Annotated in this window: 19 protein-coding genes and 1 tRNA gene; 13 read left to right on the forward strand and 7 right to left on the reverse strand. The window is 60.2% G+C overall.

Going from position 1 to position 19,968, the window contains the following annotated elements:
- The 4 genes from BMY98_RS27440 to BMY98_RS17370 form a co-directional block, all read left to right on the forward strand.
- Window positions 1-225: hypothetical protein (locus tag BMY98_RS27440; RefSeq protein WP_217648314.1), on the forward strand; the 225-nt coding region annotated here is incomplete at its 5' end.
- Window positions 226-262: 37 nt separating this feature from the next.
- A tRNA-Met gene (locus BMY98_RS17360) sits at window positions 263-339 on the forward strand.
- Between the two features lie 330 nt (window positions 340-669).
- Window positions 670-3,312, forward strand: coding sequence for a bifunctional lysylphosphatidylglycerol flippase/synthetase MprF (mprF, locus tag BMY98_RS17365; RefSeq protein ID WP_074891235.1), 2,643 nt, complete (start codon window positions 670-672; stop codon window positions 3,310-3,312).
- A complete protein-coding gene (locus BMY98_RS17370; protein WP_074891236.1) occupies window positions 3,312-4,601 on the forward strand; it encodes a virulence factor family protein in 1,290 nt (429 codons plus the stop codon). The genes mprF and BMY98_RS17370 overlap by 1 nt, the downstream gene beginning before the upstream one ends.
- Window positions 4,602-5,087: 486 nt before the next feature.
- On the opposite strand, the gene BMY98_RS17375 is transcribed toward BMY98_RS17370, so the two are convergent.
- A complete protein-coding gene (locus tag BMY98_RS17375; protein ID WP_074891238.1) occupies window positions 5,088-6,986 on the reverse strand; it encodes a potassium transporter Kup in 1,899 nt (632 codons plus the stop codon).
- A 270-nt stretch (window positions 6,987-7,256) separates the two neighbouring features.
- Here BMY98_RS17375 and rimO point away from each other — a divergent pair, with 270 nt between their 5' ends.
- Window positions 7,257-8,594 (forward strand): 30S ribosomal protein S12 methylthiotransferase RimO, encoded by a 1,338-nt coding sequence (rimO, locus tag BMY98_RS17385; RefSeq protein WP_074891242.1) that lies wholly within the window; start codon window positions 7,257-7,259, stop codon window positions 8,592-8,594.
- Window positions 8,595-8,716: 122 nt separating this feature from the next.
- Window positions 8,717-9,169 carry a GNAT family N-acetyltransferase gene (locus BMY98_RS17390; RefSeq protein ID WP_074891244.1) on the forward strand — a complete coding sequence of 151 codons (453 nt, stop codon included), beginning with the start codon at window positions 8,717-8,719 and terminating at the stop codon, window positions 9,167-9,169.
- Between the two features lie 12 nt (window positions 9,170-9,181).
- Here the strand turns inward: BMY98_RS17390 and BMY98_RS17395 are convergent, their stop codons facing one another.
- Complete coding sequence (locus tag BMY98_RS17395; RefSeq protein ID WP_074891246.1) at window positions 9,182-10,177, reverse strand: alpha/beta fold hydrolase; 996 nt, start codon at window positions 10,175-10,177, stop codon at window positions 9,182-9,184.
- Window positions 10,178-10,339: 162 nt separating this feature from the next.
- Here BMY98_RS17395 and BMY98_RS17400 point away from each other — a divergent pair, with 162 nt between their 5' ends.
- From BMY98_RS17400 to tsaA, 3 genes are all read left to right on the forward strand, one after another.
- Window positions 10,340-11,050, forward strand: coding sequence for an rRNA pseudouridine synthase (locus tag BMY98_RS17400; RefSeq protein ID WP_074891248.1), 711 nt, complete (start codon window positions 10,340-10,342; stop codon window positions 11,048-11,050).
- A gap of 70 nt (window positions 11,051-11,120) precedes the next feature.
- On the forward strand, window positions 11,121-11,582 hold the full coding sequence (locus BMY98_RS17405) for a YehS family protein (RefSeq protein ID WP_074891250.1): 462 nt from the start codon (window positions 11,121-11,123) through the stop codon (window positions 11,580-11,582).
- A gap of 17 nt (window positions 11,583-11,599) precedes the next feature.
- Complete coding sequence (gene tsaA / locus BMY98_RS17410; RefSeq protein WP_074891251.1) at window positions 11,600-12,307, forward strand: tRNA (N6-threonylcarbamoyladenosine(37)-N6)-methyltransferase TrmO; 708 nt, start codon at window positions 11,600-11,602, stop codon at window positions 12,305-12,307.
- A 165-nt stretch (window positions 12,308-12,472) separates the two neighbouring features.
- Here tsaA and fpr read toward each other — a convergent pair whose 3' ends face one another.
- A complete protein-coding gene (gene fpr, locus BMY98_RS17415) occupies window positions 12,473-13,252 on the reverse strand; it encodes a ferredoxin-NADP reductase (RefSeq protein ID WP_065989778.1) in 780 nt (259 codons plus the stop codon).
- A 134-nt stretch (window positions 13,253-13,386) separates the two neighbouring features.
- On the opposite strand from fpr, the gene BMY98_RS17420 reads away from it, so the two are divergent.
- On the forward strand, window positions 13,387-14,313 hold the full coding sequence (locus tag BMY98_RS17420; protein ID WP_065989779.1) for a LysR family transcriptional regulator: 927 nt from the start codon (window positions 13,387-13,389) through the stop codon (window positions 14,311-14,313).
- 29 nt (window positions 14,314-14,342) lie between these two features.
- On the opposite strand, the gene BMY98_RS17425 is transcribed toward BMY98_RS17420, so the two are convergent.
- Both BMY98_RS17425 and erdR read right to left on the reverse strand, forming a co-directional pair.
- Entirely contained in the window at window positions 14,343-14,711 is a 369-nt protein-coding gene (locus tag BMY98_RS17425; RefSeq protein WP_065989780.1) for a diacylglycerol kinase, read from the reverse strand.
- 105 nt (window positions 14,712-14,816) lie between these two features.
- Window positions 14,817-15,464 (reverse strand): response regulator transcription factor ErdR, encoded by a 648-nt coding sequence (erdR, locus tag BMY98_RS17430; protein ID WP_065989781.1) that lies wholly within the window; start codon window positions 15,462-15,464, stop codon window positions 14,817-14,819.
- A gap of 175 nt (window positions 15,465-15,639) precedes the next feature.
- Here erdR and BMY98_RS17435 point away from each other — a divergent pair, with 175 nt between their 5' ends.
- Window positions 15,640-16,524, forward strand: a complete 885-nt coding sequence (locus BMY98_RS17435) for a DMT family transporter (protein WP_074891253.1) — start codon at window positions 15,640-15,642, stop codon at window positions 16,522-16,524.
- A 60-nt stretch (window positions 16,525-16,584) separates the two neighbouring features.
- Here the strand turns inward: BMY98_RS17435 and BMY98_RS17440 are convergent, their stop codons facing one another.
- Entirely contained in the window at window positions 16,585-17,316 is a 732-nt protein-coding gene (locus BMY98_RS17440; RefSeq protein WP_074891255.1) for a tRNA-uridine aminocarboxypropyltransferase, read from the reverse strand.
- Between the two features lie 222 nt (window positions 17,317-17,538).
- Between BMY98_RS17440 and BMY98_RS17445 the strand changes: the two genes are divergently transcribed.
- Both BMY98_RS17445 and BMY98_RS17450 read left to right on the forward strand, forming a co-directional pair.
- Window positions 17,539-17,964 (forward strand): quorum-sensing-regulated virulence factor family protein, encoded by a 426-nt coding sequence (locus BMY98_RS17445; RefSeq protein ID WP_065989783.1) that lies wholly within the window; start codon window positions 17,539-17,541, stop codon window positions 17,962-17,964.
- Window positions 17,965-18,346: 382 nt separating this feature from the next.
- Window positions 18,347-19,453, forward strand: coding sequence for an LOG family protein (locus BMY98_RS17450; RefSeq protein WP_074891257.1), 1,107 nt, complete (start codon window positions 18,347-18,349; stop codon window positions 19,451-19,453).
- Between the two features lie 47 nt (window positions 19,454-19,500).
- On the opposite strand, the gene recX is transcribed toward BMY98_RS17450, so the two are convergent.
- A complete protein-coding gene (gene recX, locus BMY98_RS17455; protein ID WP_074891258.1) occupies window positions 19,501-19,968 on the reverse strand; it encodes a recombination regulator RecX in 468 nt (155 codons plus the stop codon).

Below are 19,968 nucleotides of genomic sequence, written 5' to 3' on the forward strand. Positions count from 1 at the left end.
AAAAAAGGCTACTCGAAAGAGTGGCCTTTTTTGTGGCCGCTGTTTGAGCAAGCCCGCCCTCACCGTTATTCCCCCTCACCTCTTCATATAAATGAAACAGGCTCCATGGATGATGGCGACCTGCCCTTATGCGCGGATTGCGATAAAAGCCTTGTCCGACCGCCACTTAGGTACGCCAACGCTCCAGAAGCAGTTATTTTGCCGATGCCTGGCATTAAAGGTTGACACTCTGCCGTTCGACTGTAGAATGCCGCCACACAGACGCGGGATGGAGCAGTCTGGTAGCTCGTCGGGCTCATAACCCGAAGGTCGTCGGTTCAAATCCGGCTCCCGCAACCAACATCTAAAAAGGCTACTCGAAAGAGTGGCCTTTTTTTTGCCTCGCTGAAAGCTCACGAACAGCGGGCCGGAATCCTTGTCACATCCCATTACCAGGGTGCGTTCATCCGAGAGGTCTTGTTACTGTATGTTGCCGGGAGCGATAGTTTTTATCTCCCCTGCCGATACGCTGGCCAGCGACTGAACCTAGACTGAACGGTCACTGATACGTATCCGTGGTATTCGCCCGTTAGACGTTGAAGCGCTAACATCCTGAATTATTTTTCGCGTAGGGATTGGTAACTTGGCTGTATACCTCCATCCTGTCGCGCACGATCCAAGGAGTGATTGATGCGCGCCAACCCGTCCGACACAAATGAAGCAGTGACGGAGCATCCTCCGGCTCCCCCGAAACGATTGCGTCTACGCGAACTGGTGAACAAGTACCGTCAACCCATAGGGTTGGGCGTCACCATCCTTCTGTTTGCCGTCGCCCTGATCGCCTGTCGGCACATGCTGACCGAGCTGGACATCTACGCCCTGCAGGATTCGCTGCTCAGTGTGCCTCTTCCTTCTCTGGCGGGCGCAGTGCTGGCGTCAGCCATCGGCTTTGTGATTCTGCTGGGCTACGAGTGGTCAGCCAGTCGCTACGCCAATGTTGAGTTGCCGACGAAGTCGCTGATCATGGGCGGGTTTTGCGCGTTCGCCATCGGCAATGCCGTAGGCCTGTCTATGCTGTCCGGCGGCTCGGTTCGTTACCGCCTTTACTCGCGATTGGGACTGGGTGCGGGCGAAGTTGCCCACATGACGCTGTTTGCCAGCCTGTCCCTGGGTTGCGCGCTTCCCCCGCTGGCGGCCCTCGCGACCTTGAGTGACCTGCCTGCCGCTTCGCTGGCGCTGCATGTTTCGGTGCCTGTACTGGCCACCGTCGCGGTGGCGGTGCTGGCGATCAGCGCAATTCTGGGTTACGCCATCTATCGCCGGCGCCTGCCGGAACAGACGATCCCCCATAACCTGCTGGTCCGTGCCGGACGCCGCACGCTGCGTCTGCCTGGGGTGCGCCTGACGCTGATGCAACTGGTGATCACCGCACTGGATGTCGCAGCCGCTGCTGCCGTCCTCTATCTGTTGCTGCCCTCAGCCCCGCCGTTCGGCGCGTTCCTGCTGGTTTACCTGCTGGCCCTGGCCGCCGGTGTTCTCAGCCACGTGCCCGGCGGTGTCGGCGTCTTTGAGGCCATTCTGCTCGCCGCATTTGCCGACGAACTGGGCGCTGCACCCTTGGCTGCCGCGCTGCTGCTGTACCGCCTGATTTATGTGGTGATGCCACTGCTGATCGCTTGCCTGGTGCTGCTCTACAGCGAGGCCAAGCGTCTGCTGTTCGCGCAACAGGCCATGCGCGTTGCATCCGGTTTCGGTGCCCCGATTCTGGCGCTGCTGGTATTTCTCTCAGGCGTGGTGCTGCTGTTTTCCGGCTCCACGCCCGAGATAGACACCCGTATCGAGAGCCTGGGATTCCTCATTCCCCATCGGTTGATCGACGCCTCGCACTTCGGCGCCAGCCTGATTGGCGTGCTCTGCCTGCTGCTCGCCCAGGGTCTGCGTCGTCGTCTCTCGGCCGCATGGATGCTGACAACCATTCTGCTGTTTGTGGGCTCCATTCTCTCGATCCTCAAGGGTTTCGACTGGGAAGAAGCAAGCCTGCTGCTGCTGACGGCGTGCCTGCTGGCAGTCTTCCGCCGCTCGTTCTACCGCCCGAGTCGCTTGCTGGAGTTGCCGTTTTCGCCGCTGTATCTGGTCGCCAGTGTTTGCGTACTGGGTGCTTCGGTCTGGTTGCTGCTGTTCGCTTATCAGGACGTGCCCTACAGCCATCAGCTCTGGTGGCAATTCACCCTGGACGCCGACGCCCCTCGCGGTCTGCGTTCGGCGCTGGGCAGTGCGGTCTTGCTGCTGATCGTTTCGCTGACCTGGCTGCTGCGCACCGCGCGCCCTGTCATCAACCTGCCTGACGAGGCGCAGCTGGCCAAAGCCGCAGAGATCATCAAAGCATCCAGCCAGCCCGATGGCGGCCTGGTCCTGACCGGCGACAAAGCCGTGCTGATGCACCCGGACGGCAACGCCTTTCTGATGTATGCCCATCGCGGTCGCAGTCTGGTTGCGCTCTACGATCCGATTGGCCCGACCCAGCAGCGGGCCGAGCTGATCTGGCAGTTCCGCGATCTGTGCGACGTTCACCATGCCCGCCCTGTGTTCTATCAGGTGCGTGCCGAGAACCTGCCGTTCTACATGGACATCGGCCTGACTGCGATCAAGCTGGGCGAAGAAGCCCGGGTCGACCTGCACAAGTTCGACATCGAAGCCAAGGGCAAGGAAATGAAGGACCTGCGCTACACCTGGAATCGGGGTGGGCGAGACGGTCTGTCGCTGGAGATCTACGAAGTGGGTCAAGCACCCATGGACGAGCTCAAAGTGATTTCCGATGCGTGGCTGATGGGCAAGAACGTCCGCGAAAAAGGCTTCTCGCTGGGCCGTTTCAGCCTGGATTACCTCAAGCATTTCCGTATCGCCATCGTCCATTTCCAGGGCAAGCCGGTCGCGTTCTCCAATTTGCTGGAGACCTCGCGCAATGATCTGGCGAGCCTGGACCTGATGCGTTCGCACCCGGAAGCGCCGAAGCTGACCATGGAATTCATGATGGTCGGGCTGATCCTGCATTACAAAAAAGAAGGTTACGCCCGCTTCAGCCTGGGCATGGTGCCGTTGTCAGGGCTGCAACCGCGGCGCGGCGCACCGCTGACCCAGCGCCTGGGTTCGATGGTGTTCAGCCGTGGCGAACAGCTCTACAACTTCCAGGGGCTGCGCCGTTTCAAAGACAAATTCCAGCCTGACTGGGAACCTCGTTATATGGCCGTGCCCGCAGGACTTGATCCGTTGGTGGCACTGGCAGATACCGCCGCCCTGATCGCGGGCGGCCTGACTGGATTGGTGAAACGCTGATGATTCAACGCTACTGGCGCTTTTTGCTCGCAGCCCTGGTAATTCTGGTGGTGGCATTGGGTTTCTGGCTGTGGAACCGCCCCGCCGCACAACCGACCCTCGAACACATCACGCTGGACGACGGCTCTGCGCTGATCCGCGTGGTGCCCTCGACCAAGGTGAAAACTCAGGTCGCGCTGGCTGTGACCACCGAAGAATCACTGACCGAGAAGCAACTGCTCGCCCTGAGCTACGACGCCTCCGCTCGTGTGATCCAGGTGACGCTGCCCAAGGACGACTGCCAGCTTCAGGCAAAGACCTTTAATGCCGCGCTGCAAAAGCTCGACGGCGCACCTGATCTGGTGGCCGGTGTCGGATCGGGTGCTTCGGTGGCCTGGCGCTGGCTGGCCGGCCAGAACAACGACAACGCCCGGGCTATCTCGGTCGGTTTTGTCCGCGATCAGCCGGGCTGCACCGACCCTGTGCCGAAAGCCGCCGCCCACGGCAAGTGGACGGTCGCCTGGAACGATGGGCCTGACGACGAAAGCGCCACGCTGGTCCGTGATGCACCCAACACCGAAACCAGCATCAGCGATTACGACATCAAGTACCCGCAGGTGCTGAACAACGAAGTGCGCCGTCGCCTGATTGGGGGTGACGATAACGGCGGCCTGAACATTCCCGTGGTTGAGGTACCGTCATCGCAGCCCTCTGACACGGTGACGCTGTTCCTGTCCGGCGACGGTGGCTGGCGCGACCTGGACAAGGACGTGGCAGGCGACATGGCGAAGATGGGCGGCTACCCGGTCGTCGGCATCGACACCCTGCGTTATTACTGGGAGCACAAATCGCCTGAACAGACCGCCGCTGATCTCAGCGATCTGATGGCCCATTACCGGCAGAAATGGGGTGCCAAGCACTTCGTCCTTGCCGGCTACTCCTTCGGCGCCGACGTGCTGCCCGCGATCTACAACCGCTTGCCGGAAGAAGACAAGGCGCGCGTCGACGGGATCATCCTGCTCGCCTTCGCCCGCACAGGCAGCTTCGAGATTGCTGTTGAAGGCTGGTTGGGCGCTGCCGGCAAAGAAGCCGCGACAGGCCCGGAAATGGCCAAGCTGCCTGGCGACAAGGTGTTGTGCGTCTACGGCATCGAGGAGAAGGATGAAAGCGGCTGTACCGAAACCACCGCCCCTGGCGAGAAGATGCAGCTGCCCGGCGGCCATCACTTCGACGAAGACTACCCTGCCCTGGCCAAGCGCCTGAGTGCGGTGATCGACAAGTGGAAGGGCAAAGAGCCTGCCGCCGAGTAATCCTCACCCATAAAAAATCCCCGCTCTCTGCCGATTGCGGGGATTTTTTGTTTCAGGGCCTGCTCACGACGGGTCCCACCTCCGGTTACGCACTGTCCCCGTAGGACCGGCTTCAGCCGGGAAAAGGCCCGCTTGCACACCATCAATCTCGCGGCGTTACACCTGACGTATTCCCGGCTAAAGCCAGTCCTACAATGGTCCAGTAGCGCCAATCTCAACGGGTGCACGCGATACTTTTAGTGGGACCGGCTTCAGCCGGGAAGAGGCCGCTGCATACGCCATCAATCTTTCAGCGCGGCACCAAACGCCTTCCCGGCTAAAGCCAGTCCTACAATGGTCAGTGCCCTCAATTCCACCGGGTGCAGGCGGCACTTTTAGTGGGACCGGCTTCAGCCGGGAAGAGGCCTGTATGGACGCCATCAATCTCGCGGCGTGACACCAAACGCCTTCCCAGCTAAAGCAGGTCCTACAAAGGCCAAAGGCCGCTTACATCTCCACCTGCGTGCCCAGCTCGATCACCCTGTTGAACGGCAGCTTGAAGAACCTCAGATTGCCGTTGGCGTTCTTCAACATGAACGCGAACAGACCTTCGCGCCAGCGGGCCATGCCCTCCAGTTTCGACGAGACCACGGTTTCGCGGCTGAGGAAGTAGGTCGTGCGCATCGGGCTGAAGCCCAGCTCCTTCAAGTGACACAGGCTAAGCGCCGCCGGCACGTCCGGCTCGTCAATGAAGCCGAAATGCAGGATCACGCGGTAAAAGCCCTCGCCAAACACCTCGACCTCAAAACGTTGCGCCGCTGGCACGCGCGGGGCGTCTTCGTACACAACAGTCAGCAACACCACTTGTTCATGCAGTACCTGGTTGTGCAGCAAGTTATGCAACAGCGCATGGGGCACGGCGTCCGCCCGCGCCGTGAGAAACACGGCCGTGCCTTGAACGCGGTGGGGTGGCTGCACGCGAATACTGCTGATGAAGATCGGCAGAGGCAGACCGCCTTCGTCGATGCGGTCTACCAACAACTGCTTGCCGCGCTTCCACGTGGTCATCAGGATGAACAGCACGATGCCCGCCAGAAACGGGAAAGCCCCGCCTTGCAACACTTTCGGCACGTTGGCGGCGAAAAACATACCGTCCACGAACAGACAGCCCACCAAAATCGGCACTGCGATCAGCGGCGGCCATTTCCACGCCAGCAACATAACCGACGCCACCAGAATCGTCGTGCAGAGCATCGTGCCGGTCACTGCCACGCCGTACGCCGAGGCCAGTGCCCCCGAGGACTCGAAGCCCAGAACGAGCAGGATGACCCCGACCATCAACGCCCAGTTCACCGCGCCGATGTAGATCTGCCCTTGGGCGTCGCTGGAGGTGTGCTGGATGTACATGCGCGGGATATAACCGAGCTGAATCGCCTGCAGCGTCATCGAGAACGCCCCGGAGATCACCGCCTGCGAAGCAATAATGGTCGCCAGTGTCGACAGCGCGATCAAAGGCAACAGCGCCCAGCTCGGCGCCAGCAGGTAGAACGGGTTGCGCACCGCTTCCGGATCCTGGATCACCAAGGCGCCCTGGCCGAAGTAGTTCAGCACCAGCGCCGGCAAGACCAGCGCGAACCACGCGCGGGAGATCGGCTTGCGACCGAAGTGGCCCATGTCCGCATACAGGGCCTCGGCACCGGTCAGTGCGAGCACCACAGCGCCCAGGACCGAAACGCCGATGCCGGGATGGTCAATAAAGAAGCGAACCGCCCACACCGGATTGATGGCTTGCAGCACTTCCGGCTGCTGGAGAATGCCGTGAACACCCAGCACGCCGAGGGTCACGAACCACAGCACCATGATCGGACCAAACATCACGCCGATCCGCGCGGTGCCATGACGTTGAATCAGGAACAGCGCCACCAACACGACCAACGCGATCGGCACGACCCAGTGCTCAAGCCCGTCAAAGGCCAGCTCCATGCCCTCGACCGCGGACAGCACTGAGATCGCCGGGGTGATCATGCTGTCGCCGTAAAACAGCGCCGCGCCGAACAGGCCAAAGACGATCATGCTCGCCTGCAGCTTCGGGTACTTGGCGGAAGCCCTTCGCGCCAGCGCGGTGAGGGCCATGATGCCGCCTTCGCCGTCGTTGTCAGCCCGCAGCACCAAGGCCATGTACTTGAAGGACACCACCCAGATCAATGACCAGAAGATCAGCGACAGAATGCCCAGCACGGCATCGTGGCCGGCCTGCACGCCATAGCCGCCGACAAAGACCTCTTTAATGGTGTAAAGCGGGCTGGTGCCAATGTCGCCATAGGCGACACCCACCGCACCCACCAGCAGACTCAACGGTTTTGCCGAAGAATGCCCGGCCTCTGCCTGATTCGTTGCGTGACCCATGTACCACTCCTGAAACCGTGACTCGAGCACCGCGATCCGGTGTTGTCGGATTGACTCACACCGCACCGGTAAATTCCGATGCGCCCGGCCAATCTGGGGTGCCGGGCGTAACGCCGCGAAGCATAGCGCAGCACTCGTCGTAATTCTCTGTATAACACTGGTCAATCGTTCGACGCGCCGCTAGAATTGCGCACTTTTTGATCAGAGGCGCCCCAAGCGCCCAGTCAATGCTTCGGCTATTCGCCGGGCATCCTACGCCGAGGTTAGTCAATGTCCACCGTCACCACGTCTGCCGCCCCCAAGGTCGGCTTTGTCAGCCTCGGTTGCCCGAAGGCTCTGGTCGATTCCGAGCGCATCCTGACCCAGTTGCGCATGGAAGGCTATCAGGTCGTTCCGACCTACCAGGACGCTGACGTGGTCGTGGTCAACACCTGCGGTTTCATCGACAGCGCCAAGGCTGAATCCCTCGAAACCATCGGCGAGGCGCTGGCCGAAAACGGCAAAGTGATCGTCACCGGTTGCATGGGCGTGGACGAAAGCGTGATTCGCAGCGTGCACCCCAGCGTGCTGGCCGTCACCGGTCCGCAGCAATACGAGCAAGTGGTCAACGCCGTCCATGACGCCGCGCCGCCCAAGCTCGATCACAATCCGCTGATCGATCTGGTGCCGCCGCAAGGGGTCAAGCTGACGCCGCGTCATTACGCGTACCTGAAGATATCCGAAGGCTGCAACCACAGCTGCAGTTTCTGCATCATCCCGTCCATGCGCGGCAAACTGGTCAGCCGCCCGATTGGCGATGTGCTCGACGAAGCCCAGCGACTGGTCAAGGCCGGCGTGAAAGAGCTGCTGGTGATTTCCCAGGACACCAGCGCCTACGGCGTCGACATCAAGTACCGCACCGGGTTCTGGAACGGTCAGCCTGTGCGCACGCGCATGACCGAGCTATGCCAGGCACTGAGTTCGCTGGGTGTGTGGGTACGCCTGCACTACGTTTACCCGTACCCGCACGTCGACGAGATCATTCCGTTGATGGCGGCGGGCAAGATCCTGCCGTACCTGGACATCCCGTTCCAGCACGCCAGCCCGAAGATCCTCAAGCTGATGAAACGCCCGGCCTTCGAAGACAAGACCCTGGCGCGCATCAAGAACTGGCGCGAACAGTGTCCGGACCTGATCATCCGTTCGACCTTCATCGTCGGCTTCCCGGGCGAGACCGAAGAAGACTTCCAGTACCTGCTGGACTGGCTGACTGAAGCCCAGCTCGATCGCGTCGGTTGCTTCCAGTACTCCCCTGTCGAAGGCGCACCGGCAAATCTGCTGGATGCAGCGATCGTACCGGACGACATCAAGCAGGATCGCTGGGACCGTTTCATGGCGCACCAGCAAGCCATCAGCGCCGCACGCCTGCAGATGAAAATCGGCAAGGAGATTGAAGTACTGATCGACGAAGTGGACGAGCAGGGTTTCGTGGGTCGTTCGTTCTTCGACGCACCGGAAATCGACGGCAATGTATTTGTCGAAAGCGACCGTGATTACAAGCCAGGCGACAAGGTCATGTGCCGCGTGGTGGACGCCGATGAGTACGACCTGTGGGCTGAGCCGATCTAACGCTCAATCTCCGGCTCGACAGCCGCTTCACTTCCAACTGCCCTGCCCGTAAAACGGCGGGGTTTGTTTTTTCTGGCTATCGTCCCCACATCAGGGATCACTACCCAGGGAGCAGCGGCAACATGACCCCGCACTCGGTCATCTATCTGCCCAAACAGCACGACTTCGCCGAACTCACCCGGGTCTGGGAAGCCTCCGTGCGCGCGACCCATGACTTTTTGCCCGAGAACTACATCACGTTGCTCCGGCATCTGCTGGAAACCCAGTATCTGGGCGCCGTGAACCTGTTCTGCACCCGCGACTCGCACCTGCGCATTACCGGTTTTGCCGGCACCACGCCGGGCAAACTCGAAATGCTGTTCATCGCCCCTGATCACCGCGGCATGGGACTGGGCAAGCAACTGCTGGACTACGCGATTGAACATTTCCAGATCACCGAGCTCGACGTGAACGAACAGAACGCCCAGGCGCTGGGCTTTTATAAACGGCAGGGGTTTGAAGTAGTGGGCCGGGCGGAGGTAGACGGACTCGGGCGACCGCATCCGATGTTACGGATGCGGCTCAAGGTCACATAATGCAAACCCGCATCAGCGCTTCAGGCTTTCCAGCAGCACCTTGTTGAACTGCTGCGGATCCTGAATCTGCGGCGCATGACCCAACCCTGCGAACTCCACCAGTGTCGCCTGAGGAATGCGCTTGGCGGCGGCCTTGCCCAGCTCCGGATAATTGCCCAGCGTCTTGCGCAATGCCTCAGGCGCTGCGTCCTTGGCAATGGCGGTATTGTCCTTCTGCCCGATCAGCAACACGGTGGGCATCTTCAGTTTCTCGAAGTCGTAGAACACCGGCTGATTGAAGATCATCCCGTAGGTCTGTGCGGACGCCCGAGCCACCTCCTCCTTGCCTTTGCCGTTGAACATCCCGGCCTGCATGTTCACCCAGTGATCGAACTCGGGCCGCCACTCATTGGCGTAATACGTGGACTGCTGATACTTGCGAATGCTCTCGGCACTGGTCTTCAGCTCACGGGCGTACCAGTCATCAAAGCTGCGATCCGGGACGCCCTTGGCTTTCCAGTCTTCCAGACCGATAGGGTTGACCAGCAGCAACTGATCCACTTGCTCGGGGTACATCAGCGCAAACCGGGTCGCCAGCATGCCGCCCATTGAATGCCCGACCACGGTGACGTGACCGATGCCCAGTTGGGTCAGCAGCGCTTTGGTGTTCTGCGCCAGTTGCTCAAACGAGTACTTATAATCCGCCGGTTTGCTGGAGCGGCAGAAACCGATCTGGTCCGGCGCGACCACCCGATACCCCGCGCCCGTCAGCGCCTTGATCGTCCCTTCCCACGTGGCGCCGCAAAAGTTCTTGCCGTGGAGCAGCACTACGCTGCGGCCATTGGCAGTGCCGGTCGGCTTGATGTCCATGTAACCCATCTGCACCGGTGCGCCTTGGGATTCAAACGTGAAATTCTGCGCCGGGAACGGATACTGGAAGCCTTCCAGCTGCGGGCCGTAGGACGGGTTTTGCGCAGCGAGCAGTGGCAAGCTGACTGTCATCAGCAATGCGGGTAGCCATTTGGTCATGAATTCGCTCCAGACAATGTAGGAATAGAGAGCAGACCTGCGTCGGTCCCGGAAAAATCCATGGAGTGGAGGCTTATTCACCAGGCAATTTCAATGTGGCCGCGATTAACGGTGCCTGCGCGGGTACAATAGGCGCCTTTCCATTTTGTTACGGCTTTTCTCATGACTGACCCCATTCGCCTTTCCAAACGCCTAATCGAGCTGGTCGGCTGCTCTCGTCGCGAAGCCGAGCTGTTCATCGAAGGCGGTTGGGTCACGGTGGACGGCGTTGTCGTCGACGAGCCTCAGTTCAAGGTCGAAAACCAGACCGTGGTGCTGAACGCGGAAGCAAAAGCCGACACGCCTGAATCCGTCACCCTTCTGTTCAACGCCCCGGCGGGCATGACCCCTGAGAGCGCCTTGGCGTTGATCACGCCAGGTACGTTGTCCGCCGACCACAGCATCGGTCGACGTCCGCTCAAAGGGCACTTCCTGCGCCTGGAAGCGATTTCCACGCTGCAAGCCAACGCCAGCGGCCTGATGGTGTTCAGCCAGGACTGGAAAATCCTGCGCAAACTCACCGATGACCGCAGCAAGATCGAGCAGGAATACGTGGTCGAAATCTCGGGCGACATGGTTGCCCACGGCCTCAATCGCCTGAACCACGGCATGACCTACAAGGGCAAGGAACTGCCGAAGGTCAAAGCCAGCTGGCAGAACGAAAACCGCCTGCGCTTCGCGATGAAGAACCCGCAGCCCGGCGTCATTGCCCAGCTGTGCGAAGCGGTAGGCTTGAAGGTTGTTTCGGTGCGGCGCATCCGTATCGGCGGCGTGTCCATCGGCAAGGTGCCTGAAGGCCAGTGGCGCTACATGACCGACAAAGAAAAATTCTGAATCCCCTTTCTGAGCGCCGTATCGACTTTCGCGTGCGCTCATCTGCGAATCCCCAGGAAATACACGCACCATGATGAACAACGATGTACTGCGCAGCATCCGTTACATGCTTGATATCAACGACGCCAAAGTGGTCGATATCATCAAGCTCGGCGGGTTCGACGCGACCAAAGCCGATGTCGCGGCCTATATGAAGAAAGACGAAGAAGAAGGCTTTGTGCCGTGCAGCGACGAAGTCATGGCGCACTTCCTCGACGGCCTGGTTTTCTTCAAGCGTGGCAAGGACGAGAGCCGCCCGCCGCTGCCTGTCGAACTGCCGATCACCAACAACATCGTCCTGAAAAAGCTGCGTGTGGCCTTCGAGCTGAAAGAAGACGACATGCACGCGATCCTCAAGGCGTCCGAGTTCCCGGTGTCCAAGCCTGAACTCAGCGCCCTGTTCCGCAAGGCGGGTCACACCAACTACCGCGTCTGCGGCGACCAACTGCTGCGCAACTTCCTGCGTGGCCTGACCCTGCGCGTGCGCGGCTAAGCGCTGCAGCTCCGTAGATGACCCAGGCCTACAACGTCTCGCCGATCGGCTTCATGCGCTCGTGCTTCAAAGAGAAGTTCGCCATACCCCGGCAGCCGCAACTGGCGCCTGCCGCGCGGGGCGTGCTGGAGTTGGTTGCACCCTTTGATCAGGGTGATGCCGTGCAGGGCCTGGAACAGGTCAGCCATGTCTGGCTGCTGTTTCTGTTTCATCAAGCCCTGGAGGACAAACCGCGGCTCAAGGTGCGCCCTCCTCGCTTGGGCGGCAATCAGTCGATGGGTGTGTTCGCCACCCGCGCGACCCATCGGCCGAACGGCATCGGTCAATCGGTGGTCAAGCTGGACAAGGTCGAAGCCGGGCGCCTGTGGTTGTCAGGCATCGACCTGCTGGACGGCACGCCGGTGCTGGACGTCAAACCCTACGTGCCTTACGCCGATGTGATCGTCGATGCACGCAACAGCATGGCCGCCGCTGCGCCGGCGATGATTCCGGTGCAGTGGGCAGACGCGGCGCTGGCCCAGGCCCGCGAACATGCGATGCGCCTCGAAGAACCGCTGATCGAGCTGATCGAGCAGTGCCTGGCTCAAGACCCGCGACCGGCCTACCAGACGCCCACGCCGGAGCGACGCTACGGTGCGCAGTTCTGGGACCTGGACGTGCGCTGGCACTATCCGCAGCCGGGCGTCATTTGGGTGCTGGAAGTGGTGCCCGCCGCCGTCTCATAAGCAATTCACGCCCGCCCACAAAAAAACCGCCTGGTCCGTGACCTCCAGGCGGTTTTTTTCAGACCCCAAAAACACTGGTGCCTGTACTGACCTATTCGCCGATGACGTCACCCTCGCAATGCTGCGAGGATGATTCATCGGCGATTGGGTCGTATCCGAACGCGTTTACTTCTCGACGAAGGCGCGCTCGATCAGATAATCACCCGGCTCACGCATGCGCGGCGAAACGGTCAGGCCGAAGCTATTCAACACTTCACTGGTCTCGTCGAGCATGCTCGGGCTGCCGCACAGCATGGCGCGGTCATCCTGCGGATTGATCGGCGGCAGACCGATGTCGCTGAACAGCTTGCCGCTGCGCATCAGGTCGGTCAGGCGGCCTTCGTTCTCGAACGGCTCGCGGGTCACGGTCGGGTAGTAGATCAGCTTGTCGCGCAGCATCTCGCCGAAGAACTCGTTCTGCGGCAAGTGCTCGGTGATGAACTCGCGGTAAGCGACTTCGTTCACGTAACGCACGCCGTGGCAGAGAATGACCTTCTCGAAACGTTCGTAGGTTTCAGGGTCCTGAATCACGCTCATGAACGGCGCCAGACCGGTCCCGGTGCTGAGCAGGTAAAGGTGTTTGCCCGGCTTGAGGTCATCGAGCACCAGCGTGCCCGTAGGCTTCTTGCTGATGATGATCTCGTCGCCTTCCTTCAAGTGCTGCAGCTGCGAAGTCAGCGGGCCGTCCGGCACCTTGATGCTGAAGAACTCCAGATGCTCTTCCCAGTTCGGGCTGGCAATGGAGTAGGCACGCATGAGCGGGCGCCCGTTTGGCTGCTGCAGACCGATCATGACGAACTGACCGTTCTCGAAGCGCAGGCCAGGATCACGGGTGCACTTGAAACTGAAGAGGGTGTCGTTCCAGTGATGAACGCTGAGGACACGCTCGTGATTCATGTTGCTCATGGTACGTGGGAGCTCCTGATAAATAACGTGCGCCAGTCAATGCGCCAGTCAATGCGCCATTGCGCGACATTCTAGTGGCAGACACAATATCTGTTAACTGAATTATCAAGATATAGGTTATCGGTTATATAGATATGCGATTTACTCTCCGTCAGCTCCAGGTTTTCGTCGCCGTTGCCCAGCAGGAAAGCGTTTCCCGCGCAGCGGTGCTGCTGTCCTTGTCGCAATCGGCGGCCAGCACGTCCATCACTGAACTGGAACGCCAGTCCAGCTGCCAGCTGTTCGACCGCGCCGGTAAACGACTGAGCCTCAATGCGACCGGCCGACAGCTCTTGCCCCAGGCCGTTGCGCTGCTCGATCAGGCCAAGGAGATCGAAGACCTGCTCAACGGCAAGTCCGGCTTCGGCTCGCTGGCAGTCGGCGCCACCCTCACCATCGGCAACTACCTGGCAACCCTGTTGATCGGCAGCTTCATGCAGCGCCACCCCGAGAGCCAGGTGAAGCTGCACGTGCAGAACACGGCAAACATCGTTCAGCAGGTCGCCCACTACGAGATTGATCTGGGCCTGATCGAAGGCGACTGCAGCCACCCTGACATCGAAGTGCAAACCTGGGTCGAGGATGAGCTGGTGGTGTTTTGCGCCCCTCAGCATCCGCTGGCCAAAAAGGGCCGGGCGTCGCTGGAAGAACTGACGCGGGAGGCGTGGATTCTGCGGGAACAGGGTTCGGGGACGCGCTTGACCTTCGATCAGGCCATGCGTCATCACTTGAACAGCCTGAACGTGAGGCTGGAGCTGGAACACACCGAGGCGATCAAACGCGCTGTGGAGTCAGGGCTGGGGATCGGCTGCATCTCGCGTCTGGCCCTGCGTGACGCCTTTCGCCGGGGCAGCCTCGTGGCGGTTGAAACGCCGGAGCTGGATCTGGTGCGGCAGTTCTATTTCATCTGGCACAAGCAGAAATATCAGACGTCGGCTATCCGCGAATTCCTCGACCTCTGTCGCTCATTCACCGCGGGTGTAAACCGCAGCGACGAGATTGTCCTGCCGAGCATTGCCTGACGCGCCGCCCGGCTGACTGAGGGCGATTTTCAGCCCAGCAGGATCAGGCCCCAGACCACGGCGATCATGCTCAGCGCTACGAATTGCGCGGCGCTGCCCATGTCTTTGGCGTTCTTCGAGAGGGGGTGGCGGTCGAGGGAAATCCGGTCAATGGCGGCTTCGATGGCCGAGTTCAGCAGTTCGACGATCAGCGCCAACAGGCACACCGCGATCAGGATCGCGCGCTCGCCGCGGCTGACGTGAAACACGAACGACAGCGGGATCAAGACGACGTTGAGCAACACCAGTTGACGGAACGCCGCTTCGCCTTTGAATGCTGCGGTCAGGCCGTCGAAGGAATAGCCCGACGCGTTAAGAATACGTTTGAGGCCGGTCTGGCCTTTGAATGGGGACGTCATAGGAAACTACTGATGAATGAAAGCGGTGGAGGCTAGTGCGGCGACGGTCAAAAAAGTGTGAAGGTCGGCCGCGTAAAGCCCGGGGTTTAGCCTGATTCGCGGGAATCAGCTCTGCGGAATGGATTCCAATTGTTGCAGCAGCAACGCCGCCTGGGTTCGGGTGCGCACATTGAGCTTGCGAAAGATCGCCGTGACATGGGCCTTGATCGTCGCTTCCGACACGCTCAGCTCGTAGGCGATCTGCTTGTTCAGTAACCCCTCGCAGACCATCGTCAACACGCGGAACTGTTGGGGCGTGAGGCTGGCAAGACCTTCGCTGGCGGCCTTGGCTTCAGGGGACACGCTGATGCTTTCGTTGACCTGGGGAGGCCACCAGACATCGCCATCCAGCACGGTTCGCACGGCCTTCTGAATGGTTTCAAGCGAACTGGATTTCGGGATGAAACCGCTCGCGCCGAATTCACGGGATTTGACCACCACCGCGGCCTCTTCCTGAGCGGAGACCATGACCACCGGTACTTGCGGGTACTGCCCCCGCAACAGCACCAGCCCGGAAAAACCATAAGCGCCGGGCATGTTCAGGTCCAGCAGGACCAGATCCCAATCGGACTTCTCGGTCAGTCGCGCTTCCAGGTCAGCGATGCTCTCGGCCTCTACCAGCCTTGCATCCGGCCCGAGCCCCAGGCTAAGCGCCTGATGCAATGCGCTGCGAAACAGGGGATGGTCGTCGGCAATCAGGATTTCGTATGGCATTTCATGATCCTTTAAGTGACTCAGCGCCGACGAATTCAACACCCAATGAGGCCACCCGCGACATCTTGACACAGGGACCGTACGTGAGCGGCGCCAAGAATGCCCAGCGAAGCCGGGGTGGTCAAGCCTGACGCTTTGCGGCAAAGTCTGCGCCCCCGATCTGACGAGTGCCATCATGCCAAACCATGCCCTGCGAGCCGACCTGCTCATGCTCCTGACCGCATTGATCTGGGGCACCGGCTTTGTCGCCCAGACCGCCGGGATGGATCACATCGGGCCCTATCTGTTCTCGGGTCTGCGTTTCGCGCTGGGCTCCCTCTGCCTGATGCCGCTGATTCTGCGCAACGCCAAAACGGCGCGCGTGCCGGAGCCCTTGCTCAATCGCGGCATGCTACGCGCCGGCATCATCATGGGCCTGGCGCTGGCATTGGGCATCAATCTGCAACAGGTCGGCCTGCTGTTTACCAGCGTGACCAACTCCGGCTTCATCACCGGTCTGTACGTGATTGTAGTTCCGCTGCTGGGCTTACTGCTCGGTCATAAAACCGGGTTGGGCACCTGGCTGGGTTGCCTGCTGGCGGTGGTCGGCATGTGCCTGCTCAGTATTGGCGATAACTTTCACGTCGCCTCGGGGGATTGGCTGCAGTTGATCGGGGCGTTCGTGTGGGGCGGACACGTGGTGTTGGTCAGTTTGTTTGCCAGCCGTCACGACCCGATCCGTCTGGCCTTTTTACAGTTCGCCACCTGTTCGGTAGTGAGTCTGTTGCTGGCAGTCCTCTTCGAACCGATTGCCCTCGACGCGATCATTGCTGCGGGCCCTGCCCTGCTCTACGGCGGCATCGTCGCGGTCGGCGTCGGCTACACGCTGCAAGTAGTCGCGCAGAAACATGCCATTGCCTCCCATGCGGCGATCATCCTCTCCCTCGAGGCCGTGTTCGCCGCCATCGCTGGCGCCTGGATCCTCGGGGAGGCGTTGCAACTGCGCGGCTATATCGGTTGCGGAATGATGCTGGCCGGGATGCTGCTGGCGCAGCTGTGGCCGAAGAAAACCCTCGCCTGAGGATAAGCTTTTATGGCGAGCCGCCTTGATGGGGCTCGCGGGCGACGGCGTGACTGATGACTACTCGAGGTAACCCTTCAACTCTTGATGGGCGTCGCTCAGCAAATCCAGGGGCAACTGATTTTTAGCACCTAGATAGTGCTGACTGAACACATCGAAGTAGCAGCTCAAAGCGGAGCCTGCTTCAGTGTCGCCGGCCAGATCGAAGCACAGTGCCGCCACTTCGGCCGTACAGAGATGTTCGCTGCGCGTGGAACGTCTCAGCTTGTACCGTGAAAGCTTTTCGGGGATCAGGCTCAAAATGGGAATGGCGTCAAAGTAAGCGCTTTTACGGAAGATTTTCCGCGCTTCAGTCCACGTAGCGTCAATCAGCACAAACAGGGGTCTCTTGTCCGGGTTGATCGTAACGGTGTTGGTGACGCGCTCGGCCGCTACGTATTCACCCGGAAACACCAGATAGGGCTGCCACTGTGGATCATTGAGCAGTGCAATCAGCTTTTCGTCGACCTCGGTCCGTGACCACACAAACGCATGGTTATCCTGAATAACGTCTGCAATCAGCCAGCCCGTGTTGCTGGGTTTGAATACCTCTTTTTTGGTCATGATGAGGCAAACCCCTGATCGCGCCTCAACCTTGGGACGCCATCTGCAAAGGCAGTGACTTTCGATCACTCGGCAGTAGTGGCACCTTGGAGCACGTGATCCGCGAGCCAGGTAAGGCTTGGTGCTCTCCTCCTCACGCTCATCTCTCAGACATGCGACAGCATTCTTGTGAAAAACAGTCTGGTTCATTGACGGGTAAGAAGGCAGTGACAAGAGGGGTATCCGGCAGGTCGAAAAGTCGCGGCATTCTATCAGACACAGGCCGACGCGCCGTGCTCTCTGGTGTCCGCCGAGGCTCCTCCCCTATACTGCCCGGCCTTGAGAGCACTCACCCTCGCAGTGAACGCCTTGGGATGTCGCCGGTCCAACGGCCTGCCTCTGCACCACCCGTCCATGCACCAGGAGAATTCAATGCTGCGCCTCATCGCCCCCACTCTCACGCTTTTGCTCGTCGCTCCACTGTGCGCCAACGCGGCGTCCAAGCAGGATTACGAACTGAGCCAGATGCTTGATAAAGTTGCGAAGGAAAGCAGTGTCGGCACGCCACGGGCCATCAACGAAGACATCCTCGACGAAGGCTATACCGTTGAAGGCAAGATGCTGATCAACCACCTGAGCGTGCAGTCTGGCCAGGCGGCTCAGATGCGCGAAAATCCTGACGACGTCCGCGGTCAACTGGGTGGCAGCGTGTGCCGCAACGCCGGTTACCGCCAGCTGATGGCCAAGGGCGCGATCCTGCGTTACCAGTTCACCGAATACAAAACCAACAAGCTCATCACGACTCAGGAAATCAAAGCGGCGGACTGCGCTGCCAAACCTCCTGCCCACAAGAAGTGATGTAACGAGCTTTACGGTCTGCGCGTTTCGAGATCCCTTCAACGCGCAGTCTTGCCCTCCCCCTTCCCCCGCTACATGCGCCATTCCAGTCCCTGATCACTCAGCATTTTTCGCACGCTTTTGATCGCGGATCAGGTGACCTGCGCGTCGTTTCACCGTGCCCGTTACGCCTCATCACACTTTGTCCCCCTGAAAGGGGTTGCCAGTCGCGCGGGTTGCCATCAATGTTTTCTCTTTCCAACCATGGATTAGTCCAGAATCGGGCGCCGCGCAGATGTGATGTCTTTCTGTCTTTGGGATTCGCTGCGCACGCCGACGCATGAAGCGTCGCGATCCCGCCCTCTGGCGCCGGTCAATGATTCTGTAGAAGGAGAAAGCGTGAATGCCGTACGTACCCAGTGACGCGTTGTCTCAGCACTTTCAGAGCAACGGAAACGACCTCACCCGCAAGGTCGAAGAACTCCTCGGTTCGGTCGCACCGGACAGCCCCAATCTTCCGCTCTACCGCGACATGACCCTGACCGTCCTGCGCATGGCCCAGGACGACCTGAATCGCTGGAATGCCAAAATCACCTTGCAGGCGTTGCGCGAGCTGGAGAATGCCTTCCGGGTGCTCGAACGATTCAAAGGCCGCCGCAAGGTCACCGTGTTCGGCTCCGCACGTACGCCCCTTGAACATCCTGTTTATGCGCTGGCCCGTGAACTGGGCAAGCAATTGGCAGCCTCCGACCTGATGGTCATCACCGGCGCCGGTGGCGGGATCATGGCTGCAGCACACGAAGGCGCCGGTCTGGATCACAGCCTGGGCTTCAATATCACTCTGCCGTTCGAGCAGCACGCCAATGCGACCGTGGATGGCACCGGCAACCTGCTGCCGTTCCACTTCTTCTTCACGCGCAAGCTGTTTTTCGTCAAAGAGGCCGATGCGCTGGTGCTCTGTCCGGGCGGGTTTGGCACCCTCGACGAAGCGCTGGAAGTGCTGACGCTGATCCAGACTGGTAAAAGTCCGCTGGTTCCCATCGTGCTGCTGGATGCCCCGGGCGGTACCTTCTGGGAAGGCGCCCTCAGCTTCATCAAGAACGAGCTGGAGGCGAACAAGTACATTTTGCCCACAGACATGAACCTGATGAAGCTGGTGTACAGCGCCGATGAGGCCGTCGCCGACATCAATCGGTTCTACAGCAACTTCCACTCCAGCCGCTGGCTGAAGAATACCTTCGTCATCCGCATGCACCACGCCTTGAGTGAACACGCGCTAAACGCCCTGCAGGACAGGTTTGTCGACCTTCGGCTAAGCGGCGATTTCCAGCAATACGGGCATCAGGACGAATATGACGAAGCGCAGTTCAGCCATCTCACGCGTCTGGCATTCGCTTTCAACGGCCGCAATCATGGCCGCTTGCGCGAACTGGTGGACTGCATAAACCTGGAGGAGAACTGGGCGAAACCTGCACATTCTCAGCAGACTGAGTCTGTGAAATCGATGTGATGATGAATGCGTGAGGGCGCGTCTGCGCGCCTTCACTCAGACCAGCACTAGTCGTCGTTGCCCTTGCCACTCAGCAAACGGCCGATAAGCTCTGGTGGGTATCCGCGATAACTCAGAAAGCGCATCTGCTGCCCACGTTCGCGGGCATCCCTGGGCAGCTGACCACTGAACTTGCGCTGCCACAGCGCTTCCAGCTTTTCCCACCAGTCCACGCCGCACTCGCGCAGCGCCTGTTCGATGTCCGCCCGCAGCAAGCCGCGTTGCCCCAGCTCTTCGCGGATACGCAAAGGGCCGTGGCCAGAACGCGCACGGTAGGAAACAAAGCTTTCGAGGTATCGGGATTCAGACAGCAGACCCTCTTCCGTCAGACGGTCGAGCGCTGCATCAATCAATTCGGGAGGGGCGCCGCGCTGACGCAGTTTGCGCGTCAGCTCGACACGACCGTGCTCGCGTCGCGCGAGCAGGTCCATTGCAGTCCGCCTGACAGCGACGGGGGTATCAAGCACAGCCGGCAT

It is taken from the genome of Pseudomonas graminis (assembly GCF_900111735.1).
Taxonomy (GTDB): Bacteria; Pseudomonadota; Gammaproteobacteria; order Pseudomonadales; family Pseudomonadaceae; genus Aquipseudomonas; species Aquipseudomonas graminis.